We start from the raw sequence: 20,990 nt of genomic DNA, 5'->3' as shown, positions 1-20,990 counted from the left end.
TTTGGTTAACAGTATATTGAAATAACTTTCACTCTCTTTCCTATGAAGGAAAAATGTGTGAGAGGTAAGCATATAAATTTCGGACACACTAATCGTACATTGCAACTGGGAGGAATGTACACGTGAATGAAATGTATATGGAAATCAAAGAAGAATTGCAATTGATGCGAAAAGAGTTACAAGAGAGGCTAGCTAAAGAGGTTATGTACAAATATAATACAGAGTTTAGCGAAGAGCTTGGGTATGAAATTAAGGAAGAGATAAAGAAAAAACTTTTATTACATGATATAAAAGAGGATTTAAAAGATGTAGAACGTGCATTATTTAAAATGGAAATAGATATGTATGGTATTTGTGAAGATACAGGGAGAGTAATGTCGGTAAAACAAATGAAAACGATGCCGACTGCACGTACCATTCATGAATTTTTCTATGAAAAAGTAAATGTATGAATGTGCACAACGATATTATATTACCTTTTTTAAATTTATTTTATTCTTCTATAAAGGTTCATTGTGAAAAGGTGGCAGCTATGCTAAAATTTTGAGGTACACTGTCTTTGTGGGGGAAATGAAAATGATATATTATGTAATAGCGTTATTTGTCATTGCCATCGATCAAATATCGAAATGGCTAATTGTAAAGAACATGGAATTGGGTACGAGTATTCCGATTATCGATAATGTATTATACATAACATCACATCGAAATAGAGGAGCTGCTTGGGGTATTTTAGAAAATAAAATGTGGTTTTTCTACATTATTACAGTCGTTTTTGTAGCATTTATCGTATTTTATATGAAAAAATATGCAAAAACAGACAAGCTTCTAGGAATTTCATTAGGTCTAATTTTAGGCGGAGCAATTGGTAATTTTATTGATCGTGTATTTAGACAAGAAGTAGTGGATTTCATTCACGTGTATATTTTCTCGTATAACTATCCAGTATTTAATATCGCTGATTCAGCATTATGTATTGGTGTTGTATTAATTATTATTCAAACATTATTAGAAGGCAAGAAAACGAAGGAGTAATTGAATGAGTGAAGTAGTACAAGTAACAGTTGCAGAAGAACAAAAAAACGAGCGAATTGATAAATTCGTTGCAGGAATAAATAATGAATGGTCACGTACACAAGTACAACAATGGATTAAAGATGACGTTGTTACAGTTAATGGAAAAGCTGTAAAAGGGAATTATAAAGTTAGAGAAAATGATGAAATTACAGTGACGATTCCTGAGCCAGAAGAGTTAGATATTCAGCCAGAAGATATGAACTTAGAAATTTATTATGAAGATGCAGATGTACTTGTTGTTAATAAGCCGCGTGGTATGGTTGTGCATCCAGCACCAGGTCATACAAGTGGTACACTTGTGAACGGTCTTATGCACCATTGTACAGACTTATCAGGCATTAATGGTGTGATGCGTCCGGGTATCGTGCATCGTATTGATAAAGATACGTCTGGTCTATTAATGGTTGCTAAAAATGATATGGCACACGAATCACTTGTAAATCAACTTGTAGCAAAAACAGTAACGAGACGTTACAAAGCGATTGTACACGGTGTTATTCCGCACGATAAGGGAACGATTGATGCTCCGATTGCTCGTGATAAGAAAGAACGCCAAAGTATGACGGTTGATGAAAATGGTAAGCATGCTGTTACGCATTTCCAAGTGTTAGAGCGATTCAAAGATTTCACACTTGTAGAATGTCGCTTAGAAACAGGGCGTACACATCAAATTCGTGTTCATATGAAATATATTGGCTATCCACTTGCAGGAGATCCAAAGTATGGACCAAAGAAAACATTAGATATGAACGGACAAGCACTTCATGCAGGTATTTTAGGCTTTGATCATCCTCGTACTGGTGAATATATTCAGTTTGAGGCACCGATTCCAGAAGTATTTGAAGATGCATTAAATATTTTACGGAAATAGTATTGACAAATCATAAGAAAACTGAGATACTGACAACAGTTAAATAATGATCCTTTAACACAGCCCCGTGAGGTTGAGAAGGTAACGGTTTGAAATGCATAGGGTATGCTATACCCTTTTTCAAAAGTCCTCTCGCACACGCTGAGAGGACTTTTTTTATACCATTACTCTCACGCAAGAAAAAAGCTTGGAGGTGTAGAGCATGCAAGAGAAAGCTGTCGTTTTAGATGACCAAATGATTCGCCGCGCTTTAACACGAATTAGTCATGAAATTGTGGAACGAAATAAAGGTGTCGATAATTGTGTTCTTGTCGGAATTAAAACTCGTGGAATTTTTATTGCACAACGTTTGGCAGAACGAATTGGTCAAATTGAAGGAAAAGAAATAGAGGTTGGAGAGCTAGACATTACGTTATATCGTGATGATTTAACGCTACAATCGAAAAATAAAGAACCACTTGTAAAAGGTTCTGATATCCCTGTAGATATTACGAAGAAAAAAGTTATCCTTGTAGATGATGTATTATATACAGGTAGAACAGTTCGAGCAGCAATGGATGCTCTGATGGATTTAGGTAGACCATCACAAATCCAATTGGCGGTTCTTGTTGATAGAGGTCATCGTGAACTACCAATTCGCGCTGATTATGTAGGAAAGAACATTCCAACATCAAGTGAAGAGCGTATCGAAGTTGATTTGCAAGAGACAGATCAACAAGATCGAGTAAGCATATACGATAAGTAAAGCCCTTTTAAATGTAGTCCTGTGAGGCTGCCAAAGGGTCTTGGCTTTCATATGTCAAATTTGGCATACGAAAGTGTAGGACTCTTTGTGCACAGGCACAAAGAGTTTTTTTATTGCAAAGATTTAAACTGAAGGAGGATGTAACAATGGAACAAAAGCCAGTGTTAGACGTTAATGAAGTACCGAAACCGGGAAAATGGTTATTTTTAAGTATACAACATTTGTTCGCGATGTTTGGATCAACAGTGCTTGTTCCGTTTTTAACAGGATTGAATCCGTCAGTAGCATTAATATCAAGTGGATTAGGAACGTTAGCGTTTCTTCTTATAACGAAAGGTCAAGTACCTGCCTATCTAGGATCATCATTCGCCTTTATCGCACCGATTATAACAGCAAAAACGGCAGGTGGACCGGGAGCAGCAATGCTTGGTGGGTTGCTAGCAGGGCTTGTGTATATCTTAATCTCAATCGGAATTAAGAAATCAGGATCAAAGTGGATTATGAAATTACTACCACCAATCGTAGTTGGCCCGGTAGTAATGGTAATCGGTTTAGCATTAGCACATACAGCAGTTAACATGGCGATGAACGGTGCGGATGGCAAATATAGCTTTACACACTTTTCAGTGGCATTAGTAACATTAGCAATTACAATTATCTGCTCAATATTCGGAAGAGGATTTTTCAGTATCATACCAGTGTTACTTGGCATTATCGGCGGATATATTTTCGCTTACTTCCAAGGGCTAGTAGACTTAAAGCCGGTAGCTGAGGCAAAATGGTTTGTTGTACCAGATTTCACAGTACCATTTGTAACATACACACCAGAGTTTTCATGGAAGATCGTACTCTTGATGGTACCAGTAGCACTAGTAACAATTTCAGAACATATCGGACACCAAATTGTACTAGGAAATGTTATTAAAAGAGATTTAATTGAAAAACCTGGTTTACACCGTTCAATCTTCGGTGATGGAGTAGCAACATTAATCGCATCACTAATTGGTGGACCACCGAATACAACGTATGGTGAAAACATCGGTGTGCTAGCAATTACAAGAGCGTACAGTGTATACTTATTCATCGGTTCAGCTGTATTCGCAATCATGTTCGGATTTATCGGTAAGATTTCTGCACTGATTCATTCGATACCAACACCAGTTATGGGTGGTGTATCCATCTTACTATTCGGTGTAATCGCATCAAGCGGATTACGTATGATGGTAGACGATAAAACAGATTTAAGTGACAAACGAAACTTAATGATTGCATCAGTAATACTAGTAATCGGTATTGGTGGAGCGGTACTTCACGTAGGAGAATCATTCCAAGTAGAAGGAATGGCACTAGCAGCAATTGTAGGTGTACTGCTAAATTTACTACTACCGGAAACGAAACAAATAAAACGATCTAAGCAGATTGCTTCATAATAATAACCTTTTAATTCAGTCCTGTGAGACTGGAAAGGGTGGCTTCTTTCTTGCACCCTAGTCTCACATGACTAGGGTATTTTTATGCAAAGGTTGTTATAAAAATACAAAAGTGGTAACATAAAAATCAGAAAGATGAGGGATGACGATGAGCCATTTGTTAACGATGAGTGAATTATCGGAAGTAGAAATTTCAGAAATCCTAAAAGACGCAGAAGATTTTGCGAATGGGAAAGAAAGCAAAACGACAGAGCAAACTTTTGTTGCAAACTTGTTCTTTGAGAATAGTACGAGAACAAGATTTAGCTTTGAAGTTGCTGAGAAGAGATTAGGACTTGATGTTTTAAACTTTTCAGCTGATGCATCTAGCGTACAAAAAGGAGAAACATTATACGATACGATAAGAACACTAGAATCAATCGGAACAAAAGCAGTGGTCATCCGCCACGAGCAAGATCGCTACTTCGATGAACTAAAAGATCAGGTGAATATTCCAATCTTAAACGCTGGAGATGGATGTGGAAACCACCCAACGCAGTGCTTACTCGACCTTCTTACAATTAAACAAGAGTTTGGAAGATTTGAAGGATTGAAGATTGCGATAGTAGGAGATGTTCGTCATAGCCGAGTAGCACGTTCGAATGCAGAAGCATTAACGAAACTGGGTGCAACAATTTACTTCGCAAGTCCAGAAGAGTGGAAAGATGAAGACAACACATTTGGAACATACAAACCATTAGATGAGCTTGTTCCAGAAGTGGATGTAATGATGTTACTTCGTGTACAACATGAGCGTCATGATCATTATGAAACAGACATTATGAAAGAGTATCATGAGAAACACGGATTAACAGTGGAAAGAGAACAGCGTATGAAAGAAGGAAGCATTATTATGCATCCAGCTCCTGTAAACCGAGATGTTGAAATTGCAAGTGAACTTGTTGAGTGTGAGCGTTCACGCATATTTAAACAAATGGAAAATGGAGTTTACGTAAGAATGGCTGTACTAAAACGCGCCTTACCAAATGTATTAGGAGGAATGAAACATGAATTACTTGTTTAAAAATGGTCGTTATATGAATGAAGAAGGAAAAATCGTAGCAACAGATCTTCTCGTACAAGACGGTAAAATCGCTAAGGTAGCAGAAAATATTACGGCAGATAATGCTGAAGTAATCGATGTGAACGGAAAGTTAATCGCACCTGGATTAGTAGATGTACATGTACACCTTCGTGAACCAGGTGGTGAACATAAAGAAACAATTGAAACAGGTACACTAGCAGCGGCAAAAGGTGGATTCACTACAATTTGTGCAATGCCAAATACACGCCCAGTACCAGATTGTAGAGAACATATGGAAGACTTACAAAATCGTATTAAAGAAAAAGCGCATGTTAACGTATTACCATATGGAGCAATTACAGTACGTCAAGCGGGTTCTGAAATGACAGATTTCGAAACGTTAAAAGAACTTGGAGCATTTGCTTTCACTGATGACGGTGTAGGCGTACAAGATGCTAGCATGATGTTAGCTGCTATGAAACGTGCAGCGAAATTAAATATGGCAGTAGTTGCGCACTGTGAAGAGAATACTCTTATTAATAAAGGTTGTGTACATGAAGGGAAGTTTTCTGAGAAACACGGATTAAACGGTATCCCATCAGTATGTGAATCTGTACATATTGCAAGGGATATACTGCTTGCTGAAGCGGCAGATTGTCACTATCACGTATGTCACGTAAGTACGAAAGGCTCTGTACGTGTAATCCGTGATGCAAAGCGCGCTGGAATTAAAGTAACAGCAGAAGTAACACCACATCACCTAGTGTTATGTGAAGATGATATCCCATCAGCTGACCCTAACTTTAAAATGAACCCACCGCTTCGTGGAAAAGAAGATCATGCAGCATTAATTGAAGGTTTATTAGATGGAACAATCGATATGATCGCAACTGATCATGCACCGCATACAGCAGAAGAGAAAGCACAAGGAATTGAAAGAGCACCATTCGGAATTACTGGTTTTGAAACAGCATTCCCGCTTTTATACACAAACCTTGTGAAAAAAGGAATTATTACATTAGAACAATTAATTCAATTCTTAACAGAAAAGCCAGCTGATACATTCGGCTTAGAAGCAGGTCGCCTGAAAGAAGGTAGAACAGCTGATATTACAATTATTGATTTAGAACAAGAAGAAGAGATTGACCCAACAACATTCTTATCAAAAGGAAAAAATACACCATTCGCAGGTTGGAAATGCCAAGGATGGCCGGTAATGACAATCGTTGGTGGTAAGATCGCATGGCAAAAGGAGAGTGCATTAGTATGAAAAGACAACTTATCTTAGAAGATGGAACAGTATTAATTGGAACAGGTTTCGGAGGAGAAATCGAAAAGTCAGGTGAGGTTGTATTTACAACAGGAATGACTGGATATCAAGAAACATTATCTGATCCATCATATTGCGGTCAAATTGTAACATTCACGTACCCATTAATCGGAAACTACGGCATCAACCGTGACGATTTTGAATCGATTCACCCATCTGTAAATGGTTTAATCGTAAACGAAATTTGTGATCACCCATCAAACTTCCGTAATGAAATTTCGTTAAATGACTACTTAAAAGAAAGAAACATCCCAGGATTAGCAGGGATTGATACGAGAAAATTAACGAGAAAAATTCGTCAATACGGTACATTACGCGGACGCCTTTGTAATATGGATGCAGATGTAGAATACATCGTGAGTCAATTAAAAGCGACAGTATTTACAGATCATGTGAAACGCGTATCAACGAAAGATCCATACCCAAGCCCAGGCCGCGGACATCGCGTTGTACTAGTAGACTTCGGTATGAAACATGGTATTTTAAGAGAATTAAATAAACGTGATTGCGATGTGATTGTAGTTCCTTACAACACAACAGCTGAAGAAATTTTACGCCTTAGCCCAGATGGGATTATGCTAAGTAACGGACCTGGGGATCCAAAAGATGTACCAGAAGCAATTGAAATGTTAAAAGACATTATCGGTAAAGTTCCTTTATTCGGAATTTGCCTAGGACATCAATTGTTCGCTCTAGCATCTGGTGCGAATACAAGTAAGTTAAAATTCGGCCACCGTGGGTTAAACCATCCAGTAAAAAATCTTGCAACTGGAAAAGTAGCAATTACATCTCAAAACCATGGTTACGCAGTAGAAGAAGAATCAGTTGAAAATACAGAACTTGAAATTACACATGTTGCTTTAAATGATGGAACAGTAGAAGGCCTTCGTCATAAGAAGTTCCCTGCATTTACAGTACAATACCATCCAGAAGCTTCAGCAGGACCAGAAGATGCAAATGATTTATTCGAAGATTTCTTAACAATGATTGAAAACTTCAAGAAAGAAGGGGAAGAGTTATGCCAAAACGCCTAGACATTAACACAATTTTAGTAATCGGATCGGGACCAATTGTAATTGGGCAAGCAGCGGAGTTTGACTACTCTGGTACACAAGCTTGTCAATCTCTTAAAGAGGAAGGTTACAAAGTAATCCTTGTTAACTCTAACCCAGCAACAATTATGACCGATACTGCAACAGCAGATAAAGTATACATTGAGCCTTTAACATTAGAATTCGTAAGCCGAATCATTCGTAAAGAACGTCCAGATGCAATCTTACCAACATTAGGTGGTCAAACAGGTTTAAACATGGCTGTTGAACTTGCAAAATCAGGCGTACTTGAAGAGTGCGGAGTTGAAATTTTAGGAACAAAATTATCGGCAATCGAGCAAGCGGAAGATCGTGATTTGTTCCGTACATTAATGCAAGATTTAAATGAACCAACACCACCAAGTGAAATCATTCATAACCTTGATGAAGCATATAGCTTTGTAAACGAAATTGGTTATCCAGTAATCGTTCGTCCAGCATTCACATTAGGCGGAACGGGCGGCGGAATTTGCCATAACGAAGAAGAGTTAATTGAAATCGTAACAAGTGGTTTAAAGCATAGCCCAGTAACACAATGTTTATTAGAGAAAAGTATTGCTGGTTGTAAAGAAATTGAATACGAAGTAATGCGTGATTCAAATGATAACGCGATTGTAGTATGTAACATGGAAAACATTGATCCAGTTGGTGTTCATACAGGGGATTCAATCGTTGTAGCACCGAGCCAAACGTTAAGCGACCGTGAATACCAAATGTTACGTAACACTTCATTACGAATTATTCGTGCACTAGGAATTGAAGGTGGATGTAACGTTCAGCTTGCACTAGATCCATATAGCTTCCAATACTATGTAATCGAAGTAAACCCACGTGTAAGTCGTTCATCTGCATTAGCATCTAAAGCAACTGGATATCCAATTGCGAAATTAGCAGCGAAAATTGCAGTCGGCTTAACATTAGATGAAATCGTAAACCCAGTAACACAAAAAACTTACGCTTGCTTCGAGCCAGCATTAGACTATGTTGTTTCAAAAATTCCACGCTGGCCATTTGATAAGTTTGAATCAGCGAACAGAACACTTGGAACGCAAATGAAAGCAACTGGTGAGGTTATGTCAATCGGACGTAACTTAGAAGAATCATTATTAAAAGCGGTTCGTTCTTTAGAGCTTGGCATTTATCACTTAGAATTAGACCACTTAAAAGAACTTGATAAAGAAACAATGAAAAAACGCATTATTAAAGCAGATGATGAGCGACTGTTTATCATAGCAGAAGCAATTCGTCAAGGTGTAACGAAAGAAGAAATTAACGAATGGTGTGAAATGGACTTCTTCTTCTTACAAAAAGTTGAAAACATCGTAAATATGGAACGCGAAGTAAAAGCGAATGTAGGAAATATGGAAGTACTACAAACCGCAAAAGAAATGGGCTTCAGCGATCACTACATCGCAGCAGCTTGGAACAAAACGGAGCGCGAAATTTACGATATGCGTAAAGAAAATAATATGACGCCAGTATTCAAAATGGTAGATACTTGTGCGGCAGAGTTTGAATCTGCAACACCGTATTACTACAGCACATACGCTGAGGAGAACGAATCAATTGTAACAGATCGTAAGAGTGTAGTAGTTCTAGGATCTGGTCCGATCCGCATTGGTCAAGGTGTTGAGTTTGACTATGCAACAGTTCACTCAGTATGGGCAATTAAAGAAGCTGGATATGAAGCGATTATCATTAACAATAACCCAGAAACTGTTTCAACAGACTTCAGTATTTCTGACAAATTATACTTTGAACCATTAACGATTGAAGATGTAATGCACATCATCGATTTAGAAAAGCCAGAAGGTGTTATCGTTCAGTTTGGTGGACAAACGGCGATTAACTTAGCGGCAAAATTAGAAGAACATGGTGTGAAGATTTTAGGAACATCACTTGAAGACTTAGACCGTGCAGAAGATCGTGATAAATTCGAAGCTGCTTTAACAAAACTTGGTATCCCACAACCAGTTGGTAAAACAGCAACGACTGTAGAACAAGCGGTAGCAATCGCAGAAGAAATTGGTTACCCAGTATTAGTAAGACCATCTTACGTACTAGGTGGACGTGCGATGGAAATCGTATATCGTCAAGAAGAACTACTGCACTACATGAAAAATGCAGTTAAAGTTCACGCAGATCACCCAGTATTAATCGACCGTTACATGGTCGGTAAAGAAATTGAAGTAGATGCAATTTCAGACGGTGAGAATGTATTCATTCCAGGTATTATGGAACATATTGAACGCGCTGGAGTTCACTCTGGTGACTCAATTGGAGTATATCCACCACAAAGCTTATCTGAAAAATTAAAAGAACAAATTATTGAACATACAATTGCACTTGGAAAAGGATTAAACATTGTTGGATTACTAAATATCCAGTTTGTAGTATTCGAAGATCAAGTGTACGTAATTGAAGTAAATCCACGTGCGAGCCGTACAGTACCATTCTTAAGTAAAATTACAGGTGTACCAATGGCAAACGTTGCAACGAAAGTTATTCTAGGGCAAGACCTAGTAGAGCAAGGATACGGAACGGGCTATCACCCAGAAGAGAAAGAAGTATATGTAAAAGCTCCGGTATTCTCATTCGCGAAACTACGCTCAGTGGATACAACATTAGGACCTGAAATGAAATCAACAGGGGAAGTAATGGGTAAAGATTTAACGCTTGAAAAAGCATTATACAAAGGGTTAGTTGCTTCTGGAATTAACATCCCAACGCACGGATCAGTAATCATTACTGTAGCGGATAAAGATAAAGAAGAGGCGATGGAAATTGCAAAACGTTTCCATGAAATCGGCTATAACTTATTAGCAACAGCTGGAACAGCAAAATCGTTAACAGAGCAAAATATCCCAGTACAAGTTGTAAACAAAATTGATTCTGAGGACTACAACTTACTAGATATTATCCGCCAAGGAAAAGCACAGTTTGTAATCAATACATTAACAAAAGGCAAACAACCAGCGCGTGATGGTTTCCGCATTCGCCGTGAATCAGTAGAAAATGGTGTAGCTTGCTTAACATCACTTGATACAACGAGAGCAATCTTACGAGTATTAGAATCTATGACATTCTCAGCTCATTCAATGAAAGAAATTACGCAAACAAAGCGTCACGAGGTGGTACATGCATGATGCAAAAGCAAAATATGATCGTCGTTAATCAAAAAGAAATCGCAAAGAACATTTACGAATTAGTGCTTCAAGGAACTTTAGTACAGCAAATGAACGAACCAGGGCAGTTTGTACACATTAAGGTAGCAGAGGGCATTGCGCCCCTTCTGCGCCGCCCAATTAGTATTTGTAATGTAGATCAAGAGAAGAACGAATTTACAATGCTATATCGTGCGGAAGGACAAGGGACAAAAACATTAGCAACTAGAAAACAAGGTGAAATGGTAGATGTATTAGGACCATTAGGACACGGTTTTCCTGTAGAAGAAGCAGAAGCTGGTCAAACAGCTTTACTAGTAGGCGGGGGGATTGGTGTACCACCACTTTATGAACTATCACAGCGCCTCGTTGCAAAAGGTGTACGTGTGATTCACATCTTAGGTTTCCAAACGAAAGATGTCGTTTTCTATGAAGAAAAATTTGCAGAGCTTGGTGATACGTACGTTGCGACAGTAGACGGTACACACGGTACAAAAGGATTTGTCACAGATGTAATTGATCATTATGGAATTGACTTTGATATTCTTTATTCATGTGGTCCGTTAGCGATGCTTCGTGCATTAGAAGGACGTTACAAAGAGAAAAAAGCCTATATTTCATTAGAAGAACGTATGGGCTGTGGTATTGGAGCTTGTTTCGCATGTGTATGCCACTTACAAGAAGATCCAAGTGGACATTCTTACAAGAAGGTGTGTAGCGACGGACCAGTATTTCCAATCGGGGAGGTTGTACTATGAACAGATTGCAAGTTGAATTACCAGGATTATCATTAAAAAATCCAATTATACCGGCATCTGGATGCTTTGGATTTGGTCGTGAATATGCACAGTTTTACGATTTAAGTGTACTAGGATCAATCATGATTAAAGCGACGACAGAACAACCACGCTATGGAAATCCGACGCCTCGTGTTGCTGAAACACCGGGTGGCATGTTAAATGCAATCGGACTTCAAAACCCAGGATTAGAAAAAGTAATGAATTCTGAATTACCATGGTTAGAACAATTTGACCTTCCAATCATTGCAAACGTTGCAGGTTCACAAGCTGAGGATTACGTAGCGGTTGCAAAGGAAATTTCTAAAGCGCCTAATGTCCATGCACTAGAATTAAATATTTCTTGTCCGAACGTAAAAACAGGTGGTATCGCCTTTGGTACAAATCCTGAAATTGCTGCTGATTTAACGAAGCGAGTAAAAGAGGTTTCTGAAGTACCTGTATACGTGAAGTTGTCACCGAACGTGGCAAACATTGTAGAAATCGCAAAAGCGATTGAAAATGCAGGTGCCGATGGTTTAACGATGATTAATACATTGCTTGGTATGCGTCTAGATTTAAAAACAGCTAAACCAATTTTAGCAAACCGTACAGGTGGATTATCAGGTCCTGCGATTAAGCCAGTAGCAATTCGTATGGTACATGAAGTAAGCCAAGCGGTTAACATTCCAATTATCGGAATGGGTGGTATTGAAACAGCGGAAGATGTAATCGAATTCTTCTACGCTGGCGCAAGCGCAGTTGCAGTAGGTACAGCGAACTTTATCGATCCGTTCGTATGTCCGACAATTATTGAAGAGTTACCAGCGTTACTAGATGAATTAGGATTTGATCACATTTCGGAATGCCAAGGAAGGAGCTGGAAGCAAACATGTCACAGTCGTTAATCGTTGCATTAGATTTTCCAGGGAAACAAGATGTAGAACAATTCTTGCGCCACTTTGAAGGGGAAGAGTTATTTGTCAAAGTTGGTATGGAGTTATTTTACAAAGAAGGCCCTGCGATTATTACGTACTTAAAAGAAAAAGGACATAAGATTTTTCTAGATTTAAAACTTCATGATATTCCGAATACAGTAAAAAGCGCTATGCGTAGCCTAGCTAGTCTAGATGTTGATATGGTAAATGTTCATGCTGCTGGGGGAAGCAGTATGATGAAAGCTGCGATTGAGGGATTAGAGGAAGGTAAGCAAGAAGGAAAAGAGAGACCGATTTGTATTGCAGTTACACAACTAACAAGCACTTCGGAAGCTATGATGAAAAAAGAGATCGGCATTGAGAAAACGTTAGAAGAAGCGGTTGCTCATTATGCAAAACTAACGAAAGAAAGTGGACTTGATGGCGTTGTTTGTTCAACACTTGAAGTTCCAAAATTACGTGAAGTATGCGGAAATGAATTTGTAACAGTAACACCGGGGATTCGTCTTGCGAGCGATGATGTAAATGACCAGGTGCGCGTAGCAACACCGAAACGTGCGAGGGAACTTGGCTCAAGCTATATCGTAGTTGGACGTAGTATTACAAAAGCAGAAAATCCGCTTGAAGCGTATAAAACAGTAAAAAAACAGTGGGAAGGTGTAACAGTATGAAAAAAGAAATCGCATCGCATTTATTAGAAATTGGAGCAGTATTTTTACAACCGAATGATCCATTCACTTGGTCTTCAGGTATGAAATCACCAATTTATTGTGATAACCGTTTAACTTTATCTTATCCAAAAGTACGTCAAGCGATTGCAGCTGGATTAGAAGAGTTAATTAAAGAGCACTTCCCAACTGTAGAAGTTATTGCAGGAACAGCAACTGCTGGTATTGCGCATGCTGCATGGGTAAGCGATCGTATGGATTTACCAATGTGCTACGTACGTAGTAAAGCAAAAGGTCACGGTAAAGGGAACCAAATTGAAGGAAAAGCTGAAAAAGGTCAAAAGGTAGTAGTAGTAGAAGACTTAATTTCAACTGGCGGTAGTGCAATTACATGTGTAGAAGCACTTCGTGAAGCTGGCTGTGAAGTATTAGGAATCGTATCAATCTTCACATACGAGCTAGAAGCAGGAAAAGAAAAACTAGAAGCAGCTAACGTAGCATCATACTCTTTAAGCGACTACAGTGCATTAACTGAAGTAGCAGCAGAAAAAGGTATGATCGGACAAGCTGAAACGAAAAAATTACAAGAGTGGCGTAAAAATCCAGCTAACGAAGCTTGGATCACAGCGTAACACGAAAAAAGACGACTGCGGGGGAACGCGGTCGTCTTTTTATATCACTGTTAAAACTTCATGTAAAGAGCATATAGTAGGAATATTGTACTTGAGTTGCGAGTTATCCCGATTTAACCATATCCCTTGCATTCCAGCTGCTGTACTACTAATTGCATCTGTCTTTAATCGATCACCAATATAATAGCAATCTTTTATTTCAAAATTCGATTGTAATACAGTTCTTTGAAAAATTTCAGGGTTTGGTTTTGATATGCCAAGTTCACTAGAAGTAAATATATATTTAAAATATTGTAGAATGTTTAGAGTGGTTAACTTTTCGACTTGTTGCTCATAGTCACCATTGCTAATGATACCTAATGTGTGCCCTTCTTGCTGCAAGGCGTGTAATGTATAGTGTACATCTTCAAACGCCGTCCAGTTGTTCTTATATAGTTTTATATATTGATTGAATTTGTGCTGAGATTCTTCGGGTGATAAGTTTACTCCATATGTTTTAAATAAATGATACATTCGCATCCTTTGTTGTTCTTGAAAAGATAATTCCTTGGATAAAAATTTGTTGAAATATGCTTCTGATAATTCATGCCAGACTTTTGTCGCCTCTAATTCATTACCTGAAAAAATAGTACTATATACTTGAAAGAAATCTATAATACCATTTCTTTCAGCAGCCTTATAATCAAGTAAAGTTCCATCAATATCAAAGAAAATCATATGATAATCTCCTTGCTAATAACTATTTAGCGTTTTCCGCAACCTCATATCCTCTTACAAACAATAGCGTCATATAAGAAATAATAAATGAAAAGATACTGTACATGCCAACCCAAAAGAAGAATTTTGGAGTAAAGGCGATAACACCTATTATTAAAAAACTAGCAAACGTTACAATCGGCATGACGTAATACGTTTTCGTCTTGCGGGTTCCAACAACAGAAACGATAAAGATAAGTAACGGACAAATTAATAAGACGAAAATCAATTCATTCATAGTTATGTCCCCTTTTCGAATGGAAGTAATCTGTTTCTCGTAAACGTTTTAAAAAAATACTCTCTTAATATAACTTCGCTAACATGTATATAATCCCTTTTGAAAGTCAGTAATAAATGCTGGATTTCACAATAAAATACGTAAGCAAGAGAAAACTTGCTTACGCTATAGAAGAAACATCGCAACGATCGTGGTGACAAGTAAACCGATAACAACCGGTAAAAAGTTTCGGTGTGCAAGTTCAAATGGATCCACTTTACAAATTGCAGCGGCAGGAATAAGTGCCCAAGGAATTAACGTCCCGCCTCCGGTCCATATGGCAGCAATTTGCCCGAGTGCTGTTAATGTAGCTGTGCCATGCCCAAGTGCTGTTCCGAAAAGATTGGCAATGGAACCAGCAAGTGATATACCAGAAAAGCCAGATCCATCTAAACCTGTTATGACACCAACGATAGTTAATGTTCCCGCCGATACATATTGATTTAAAGGAACTGTTTGAGACAAAGCGATTCCTAAGTCGTTAATGATTCCGTGCGAACCTTTCGGTAAATAGTCCCCGATAATTTTCACAAAGCCGCTATCCCCTAAATAAAAGAGTGCAGCGATTGGAATAACTGGTCCGAAAATTTTAAATCCAAATTGGAGACCTTCTATAAAATAATCGGTCGTTTTATTCAGTCCATTGCCTTTATAGGCGATGAGAGAAATGATGATAATCATAATAACAGTCGTCCCGCCGATAAGTGCAGTTGCATCGCTTCCTTGTAGTTTAAATTGAATCATGCAAAGGATATCAATGATATATACGATAGGGATACATATAGCGAGCCATTTCTTTATGTGAGGGGATAATAAAATAGTAGTTTTAGATGGTTCCGTTGATGAAACAGAGTCTTGTAACGATGGTCTTGTATGAAACTCTTTTCGTAAGAAGAAAAAAGCGACAGAAGTTGTCACAACCCCCATAACGATAACGAGTGGAACACTTGCAGAAACAACGCTAGAAACAGGAAGACCAGCAGCGTCTGCAGTTAATTTTGGTGCACCTTGTATAACGAAGTCGCCGGATAAAGCAATCCCATGACCGAATAAGTTCATAGCAATTGCCACTCCAATTGGTGGAAGACCGACACGTACAGCAACCGGTAATAAAATCGCTCCCATTAAGGCAACAGCTGGAGAAGGCCAAAAGAAGAAAGAAATTGTCATCATTAAAAGGCCGATAATCCAGTAGGCGAGGGTAGGGGTACGAATCATCTTTGTAAATGGTGAAATCATCGTATCATTTATGCCGGTATGAATGAGTAAATTGCTCATGGATACGATAATGGAAATGATTAATATAGTTGGTAATAGCTCAGTAATAGCGTAAATAAAACTTTGAAAAATGCCGCTAACGGCAAGAGGGATAGAACTTGTAGCAGTTAATGCTAATAAAAAGATGAAAACGATACAAATAATCGTCGTATCCTTTCGGAAAATAAAAAAGATAATAATAGTGAGTAAACAAATAACATAGAGAGCGTGTAATAGCGTTAATTCAACTCCCATAACATTCACATCCTTAGGCAATCGTGTAGTTTATTGTATGAAAGTAGGGAAAGTATGTGAGTATAAGAAACAGAAAAAAAGTAAAATTTCATGTACTGCAATGGTAAGAATAAAAAATGGATGTTACAATACAATTAATCCTAAAAATGGAATTAAAGGAGGGCTTATGCGCAAAATAATTGGGTTTTGGGGCTTTATCCTCTCTTGTAGTCTATTAATCATTTTAAATATGTTTACAAGCAATGAATGGATCAGTATTATACCTGTTTTTTGGTTTGTACTTATACTTTTATATAACTGGGATGATATGAAACAATATAGCAAGAAAAGTATTGGAATTATGATAGGTATCATCGTTGTTTGTTCATTATTCGTAGGAGTTATTTTAATAGAGGGTCAGAAACAAATGGAGAAAATGTCTATTTTTCAAGAATGGATGTCGTCTGCAAAAAGTCTTTATATTGTAATTGTAGTAGTTATTTTTCTAAGAATTGTTATAAGCATAGCAAGTTACATATTAAAGGAGAAGTAGAATGGGGGAGTACGAATGAGAGAGAAAATAGGTTATTATGGTGTGCTCGTTTGTTTACTATTATCAGTTATTTCAGGGCAATTTTTTAAAAGTGAATGGGTACCAGTTATATTATGTATAGGAGTATTGATTTTTGCACCTATGTATCGCTGGAACGAATGGAAATCATATAGCAGAAAAAAGAAAATTGTTTTCAGCATCGAGTTTGGTATTATAATTAGCACGATTCCATTTTTGTTACTGAAGGGAAATGAAATAATAGATGGAATTGTAATGTTTCAAGGATGGTTATTTTTTGCGAAATTGTTATATTTAACATGCATTTTAATAGTGGTAGCGCTAGTCGTTAAAAAAGTAAATGAAAAGCTATTCGCTAACGAATAGAAAATGCCACCAAATAAGGTGGCATTTTCTCATTTTATTGAATGAGCTTTTTGCATCTTTTTAACTAAGCGAATTTGTCCGCGATGATTGATTTCATCTTCAAATACGTGAAACCACTTAAAGTAGTTATTTGCTGGTTTGTCATACCAAAAGTCTGTCGTTTTAAATAGCCATTCATCAGGTAACGATTGAAAAGTCTCGATCGTTTTCGAACGTACTTCTTGTAATGTGTTTATGTAAAATTCTATAGAGTTTCCTTTTATTTTCTCGCGTCCAAGATCCCCTAACTCAATAGCAGGTAACCAACGTTCTAACTCAGCCTCCGTTGGTTCACGGTCTTCAAAAGTATGAATCTGGTAGTAAAATTCAATAGCGGCCATATGGTACAAAAGCATGCCAATTGAGTTTGCTTCCTCATCATATAAATAATCAAGTTCTTCAATTGTTAAACCTTCCACGGCTTGCATTGTTGTATAGCGAGCGTAATCCATCATGGAAACAAGTTTTGAAAATTCAGGCTGTAAACCATCTATTTTATCAATTACAAAGTTCAATTAAAATTCCCCCTCTTTAAACGATGACTCCAGAGAATGAATTCTATGTGCAACGAAAAACTCCTTTAAAAAAGGCTATGATTTCAACACGGAATAACAATTAGTTCCCGAGTTGATTTTGTAATCACTTCATATCCATCTTTTGTAATGACGATATCGTCTTCAATTCTACAACCGCCCCAGTTCGGTATGTAAATACCTGGTTCAACTGTAACGACCATACCCTCTTCTAAAGTAGCCTTACTTTCTTGGGATAGGCGGAGAGGTTCATGAATTTCTAATCCAAGACCATGACCAGTAGAATGTCCAAAATATTGACCGTATCCATGCTCAGTAATGTAGTTTCTCGTTATATCATCGATACGTTTTGCAGTTTCTCCAGGTTTAATCGCTTCAGTCCCGCGTTTTAATGCTTCAAGTACAATATTGTATATCTTTTTGAATTCTTCTGATGGTTCTCCAATTGCTACAGTACGTGTTATATCGGAACAATATCCGTCGTAAAGTGCACCGAAATCTAATGTAACGACGTCGCCTCGTTCGATTATTTTATTGGATGCAACTCCATGAGGAAGGGAAGAACGGACGCCAGAAGCTACGATGATTTGGAAGGAAGAGGATGTAGCCCCTTTTTTTCGCATGAAAAATTCTAACTCATCTCGTACATCATTTTCACTTATTCCTGGTTTTAGAAACGTAAGGATGTGGTGAAATGCTTCGTCCGCAATATTAGCTGCGATTTTCATTGTTTCTATTTCAGGCGTGTCTTTAATGATACGAATATTTTCGATGATTTCGCATACTTGAACCATTTCTACATGTACGTATTTTTGTAAGTTCTTATATTGTTGCAATGTCATGTTGTTTTCTTCAATTCCGAGTTTTTGAATGTTTAATTTCGATACTTGATTTGCAATTTCTTTTTCTAAATTTCCTTCATGCATAATAATTTCAGCATCTTTTATTTGTGATTTCGCTTGATCAACATAGCGAAAATCAGTTATAAAAACTGCTTTATCCGCAGAGAGTAAGACGACGCCAGCGCTACCTGTAAAACCAGTTGCATATTGGCGGTTTTCTTTTTTGGTAATAAGCAATCCGTCAATTTCGTAGTTTTGTAGTTGATTTTGGATTTTATTAATTTTTAAAGTCATGTTATTCCCCCTATTCACAGTATTGAATAAAGCAAATAGTGTGCCAAGATGTATATTTGAAGAAAGTATGGTAGGGGCAACATATATTTTAGGGGAGGGGAGATAAAAATATTGATTGGAGTTGCACTTGTATGTTATTTACATGTTGTAAAAAAATTTATACAAATGTGAAATGAAACTGTCAAATTTTTTGACAATATGGAATGGATATAGCAACTAAATTGACAACATATAAAAAATGCGTTGCTTATAAGCAACGCATTTTTGTATTTACGCTTTTAATTTCATTACAGTATCAGCATCTGGTGTTACATAAACTGTTTGCTGATTGTCGTACGTAACAAAACCAAGTTTTGCACCACTCGGTTTTTTCACATGGCGTATTTTGGTGAAATCAACAGGTACAGAACTAGACTCTTTTGCTTTACTGTAATAAGCAGCAATTTTGGCAGCTTCTAGTAAAGTTTCTTCAGCAGGTTCTAAAGAACGAATGACAACGTGAGAACCAGGTATATCTTTCGTATGTAACCAAATTTCATCACGACGGGCAAATTTCGTTGTTAAATAATCATTTTGTTTATTGTTTTTACCGACGAAAATCTCTGTGCCATCACTTGCTACATATTTATCTAATACTGGTTTAGTAGGCTTTTTCTTTCCGTTTTTCGTTTTACGATTGCGCATATAACCTTCTTCAGCTAATTCCTCACGAATTTCTTCAATATCTTTTGAAGAAGCAGCTTCCATTTGTTGAAGTAAGCTATCAAAATAAAGAATTTCTTCCTTTGTTTTTTCGATTTGTTCTTCTACAACAACAACGGAATTTTTCGCTTTTTGGTACTTTTGGAAATAGCGTTGTGCATTTTCAGATGGCGTTTTTAAAGGATCTAATGCGATCTTTACAGTTCCACCATTTTCATCATAATAGTTAACGACTTCAATATCTTTATCGCCTTTTTTCAAAGCGTACATATTGGCTGTAAGTAGTTCTCCAAATAGTTGATATTTATCTGCTTTTCCAGCATCTTGTAATGTTTTTTCTAGTTTAATGAGTTTTTTCTCATTTTTATTTTTTTCGTTTTGCATAAAGCGCTCTAAATCATGAGCTTGTTGTTTTACACGGTCACGCTCTGCTTTTCCAAAAAAGAAACGGTCTAGCAATTCACTAACAGATGAGAATGTCTTGTCTTCTCCAGCTAAGTGCGCAAGAGGGAAAAGATAAAAGAATTCTTTCCCATTTGAAGTAGTCATTGTTGGTGAATATGTATGAGTTAATAATGGTTTTTGTATGGAGAAAAATGCGTCAGCTAATGCTTTTTCATTTACCATACCTGCTTTTTTCACTACTTCTTTTGCGAATAACGGTGATATTCCGGTAAAGGTTCCGACTAGCTGTTTATCCATGTTTCCAGATAGAAAGTCTAGCGGTCTAATAAATTCATCATTTGTTTCGATCTGAAGTGGGTTAATTTTATGTTGTGCTGGTGGTGCAATATATTCAGCTCCAGCGTATACAGTTCGATGTCGGTTTACTGCTAAGGAAACGTGTTTTAAGCTATCTAAAATATTGTTTGTTTTTGTGTCTACTAAAATGATGTTACTATGTCGTCCCATAATTTCAATTACTAATGTTTTTAGCGATTCATCACCAATTTCATTTCTGCTACGAACGGTAATTTGAATAATACGCTCTAAATCAATTTGTTCAATTTTTTCAATGAATCCACCTTCTAAATGCTTACGAAGAAGCATACAGAACATTGGTGGAAGTGCAGGTGAATCATAATTTTGATTTGTTAAGTGTAAACGTGCATATGTCGGATGAGCGGAAAGAATCAGTTTTTGATTTTTTCCGTTTGCTCGAATATGTAATAAAATCTCGTATTTTGAAGGTTGATATATTTTTGAAATTCTTCCCGTGTAAAGAGAATTTGCAATTTCATGTGTAATCGCTCTTGTAAATAATCCATCGAATGCCATAAATGAACACTCCTTTCTAACTAAAAGTTAATTATAGCATTTTTTTGGACGAGGCT

The 20,990-nt window shown here is 37.2% G+C and carries 21 protein-coding genes; 15 read left to right on the top strand and 6 right to left on the bottom strand.

Going from position 1 to position 20,990, the window contains the following annotated elements:
• Positions 1-122 precede the first annotated feature (122 nt).
• The 13 genes from ACTFSI_RS01495 (at position 123) to pyrE (ending at position 13,785) form a co-directional block, all read left to right on the top strand.
• Positions 123-452, top strand: a complete 330-nt coding sequence (locus ACTFSI_RS01495; protein WP_001004664.1) for a molecular chaperone DnaK — start codon at positions 123-125, stop codon at positions 450-452.
• A 124-nt stretch (positions 453-576) separates the two neighbouring features.
• Positions 577-1,035, top strand: a complete 459-nt coding sequence (lspA, locus tag ACTFSI_RS01490) for a lipoprotein signal peptidase LspA (protein ID WP_000642177.1) — start codon at positions 577-579, stop codon at positions 1,033-1,035.
• A gap of 4 nt (positions 1,036-1,039) precedes the next feature.
• Positions 1,040-1,948 (top strand): RluA family pseudouridine synthase, encoded by a 909-nt coding sequence (locus ACTFSI_RS01485; RefSeq protein WP_000005838.1) that lies wholly within the window; start codon positions 1,040-1,042, stop codon positions 1,946-1,948.
• Positions 1,949-2,150: 202 nt separating this feature from the next.
• Positions 2,151-2,693, top strand: coding sequence for a bifunctional pyrimidine operon transcriptional regulator/uracil phosphoribosyltransferase (gene pyrR, locus ACTFSI_RS01480; protein WP_001156487.1), 543 nt, complete (start codon positions 2,151-2,153; stop codon positions 2,691-2,693).
• Between the two features lie 146 nt (positions 2,694-2,839).
• Positions 2,840-4,123, top strand: coding sequence for a uracil permease (gene uraA / locus ACTFSI_RS01475; protein ID WP_138321227.1), 1,284 nt, complete (start codon positions 2,840-2,842; stop codon positions 4,121-4,123).
• 148 nt (positions 4,124-4,271) lie between these two features.
• Positions 4,272-5,186, top strand: a complete 915-nt coding sequence (gene pyrB / locus ACTFSI_RS01470) for an aspartate carbamoyltransferase (protein WP_000018853.1) — start codon at positions 4,272-4,274, stop codon at positions 5,184-5,186.
• Positions 5,170-6,456, top strand: coding sequence for a dihydroorotase (gene pyrC, locus ACTFSI_RS01465; RefSeq protein WP_001108374.1), 1,287 nt, complete (start codon positions 5,170-5,172; stop codon positions 6,454-6,456). Before pyrB ends, pyrC begins: the two co-directional genes overlap by 17 nt.
• On the top strand, positions 6,453-7,550 hold the full coding sequence (locus tag ACTFSI_RS01460) for a carbamoyl phosphate synthase small subunit (protein ID WP_000828682.1): 1,098 nt from the start codon (positions 6,453-6,455) through the stop codon (positions 7,548-7,550). Before pyrC ends, ACTFSI_RS01460 begins: the two co-directional genes overlap by 4 nt.
• Positions 7,535-10,753: a carbamoyl-phosphate synthase large subunit gene (carB, locus tag ACTFSI_RS01455; RefSeq protein WP_001126112.1), complete on the top strand. Its 3,219-nt coding sequence runs from the start codon at positions 7,535-7,537 to the stop codon at positions 10,751-10,753. Before ACTFSI_RS01460 ends, carB begins: the two co-directional genes overlap by 16 nt.
• Positions 10,750-11,529, top strand: coding sequence for a dihydroorotate oxidase B electron transfer subunit (gene pyrK, locus ACTFSI_RS01450; protein ID WP_000983358.1), 780 nt, complete (start codon positions 10,750-10,752; stop codon positions 11,527-11,529). The genes carB and pyrK overlap by 4 nt, the downstream gene beginning before the upstream one ends.
• Entirely contained in the window at positions 11,526-12,455 is a 930-nt protein-coding gene (gene pyrD, locus ACTFSI_RS01445) for a dihydroorotate oxidase B catalytic subunit (protein ID WP_001081057.1), read from the top strand. The genes pyrK and pyrD overlap by 4 nt, the downstream gene beginning before the upstream one ends.
• Positions 12,440-13,156, top strand: a complete 717-nt coding sequence (pyrF, locus tag ACTFSI_RS01440; protein WP_000083494.1) for an orotidine-5'-phosphate decarboxylase — start codon at positions 12,440-12,442, stop codon at positions 13,154-13,156. Before pyrD ends, pyrF begins: the two co-directional genes overlap by 16 nt.
• Complete coding sequence (gene pyrE, locus ACTFSI_RS01435; RefSeq protein ID WP_000711449.1) at positions 13,153-13,785, top strand: orotate phosphoribosyltransferase; 633 nt, start codon at positions 13,153-13,155, stop codon at positions 13,783-13,785. The genes pyrF and pyrE overlap by 4 nt, the downstream gene beginning before the upstream one ends.
• A 39-nt stretch (positions 13,786-13,824) precedes the next feature.
• Here pyrE and ACTFSI_RS01430 read toward each other — a convergent pair whose 3' ends face one another.
• From ACTFSI_RS01430 to ACTFSI_RS01420, 3 genes are all read right to left on the bottom strand, one after another.
• Positions 13,825-14,502 (bottom strand): HAD family hydrolase, encoded by a 678-nt coding sequence (locus tag ACTFSI_RS01430; protein WP_138321229.1) that lies wholly within the window; start codon positions 14,500-14,502, stop codon positions 13,825-13,827.
• Positions 14,503-14,524: 22 nt separating this feature from the next.
• The gene (locus ACTFSI_RS01425; RefSeq protein WP_001003945.1) at positions 14,525-14,779 is read right to left on the bottom strand and encodes a YbeF family protein; all 255 of its coding nucleotides are present in this window, start codon (positions 14,777-14,779) and stop codon (positions 14,525-14,527) included.
• Between the two features lie 165 nt (positions 14,780-14,944).
• On the bottom strand, positions 14,945-16,330 hold the full coding sequence (locus ACTFSI_RS01420) for a hypothetical protein (RefSeq protein ID WP_440045212.1): 1,386 nt from the start codon (positions 16,328-16,330) through the stop codon (positions 14,945-14,947).
• A 166-nt stretch (positions 16,331-16,496) separates the two neighbouring features.
• Here ACTFSI_RS01420 and ACTFSI_RS01415 point away from each other — a divergent pair, with 166 nt between their 5' ends.
• Both ACTFSI_RS01415 and ACTFSI_RS01410 read left to right on the top strand, forming a co-directional pair.
• Positions 16,497-16,862, top strand: coding sequence for a YoqO family protein (locus ACTFSI_RS01415; protein ID WP_044791659.1), 366 nt, complete (start codon positions 16,497-16,499; stop codon positions 16,860-16,862).
• 15 nt (positions 16,863-16,877) lie between these two features.
• On the top strand, positions 16,878-17,246 hold the full coding sequence (locus ACTFSI_RS01410; RefSeq protein ID WP_001208254.1) for a YoqO family protein: 369 nt from the start codon (positions 16,878-16,880) through the stop codon (positions 17,244-17,246).
• Positions 17,247-17,275: 29 nt separating this feature from the next.
• Here the strand turns inward: ACTFSI_RS01410 and ACTFSI_RS01405 are convergent, their stop codons facing one another.
• The 3 genes from ACTFSI_RS01405 to ACTFSI_RS01395 form a co-directional block, all read right to left on the bottom strand.
• A complete protein-coding gene (locus ACTFSI_RS01405; RefSeq protein WP_001012034.1) occupies positions 17,276-17,800 on the bottom strand; it encodes a DinB family protein in 525 nt (174 codons plus the stop codon).
• A gap of 83 nt (positions 17,801-17,883) precedes the next feature.
• Positions 17,884-18,954 (bottom strand): M24 family metallopeptidase, encoded by a 1,071-nt coding sequence (locus tag ACTFSI_RS01400; protein ID WP_138321231.1) that lies wholly within the window; start codon positions 18,952-18,954, stop codon positions 17,884-17,886.
• Between the two features lie 270 nt (positions 18,955-19,224).
• Complete coding sequence (locus ACTFSI_RS01395) at positions 19,225-20,934, bottom strand: Rqc2 family fibronectin-binding protein (RefSeq protein WP_000863254.1); 1,710 nt, start codon at positions 20,932-20,934, stop codon at positions 19,225-19,227.
• Positions 20,935-20,990 lie beyond the last annotated feature (56 nt).

Source organism: Bacillus cereus group sp. MYBK101-2, from assembly GCF_051918845.1.
GTDB lineage: Bacteria > Bacillota > Bacilli > Bacillales > Bacillaceae_G > Bacillus_A > Bacillus_A paranthracis.
The sequence above is the reverse complement of the archived record's forward strand: the minus strand, read 5'-3'. Positions and strand labels throughout refer to the sequence as shown.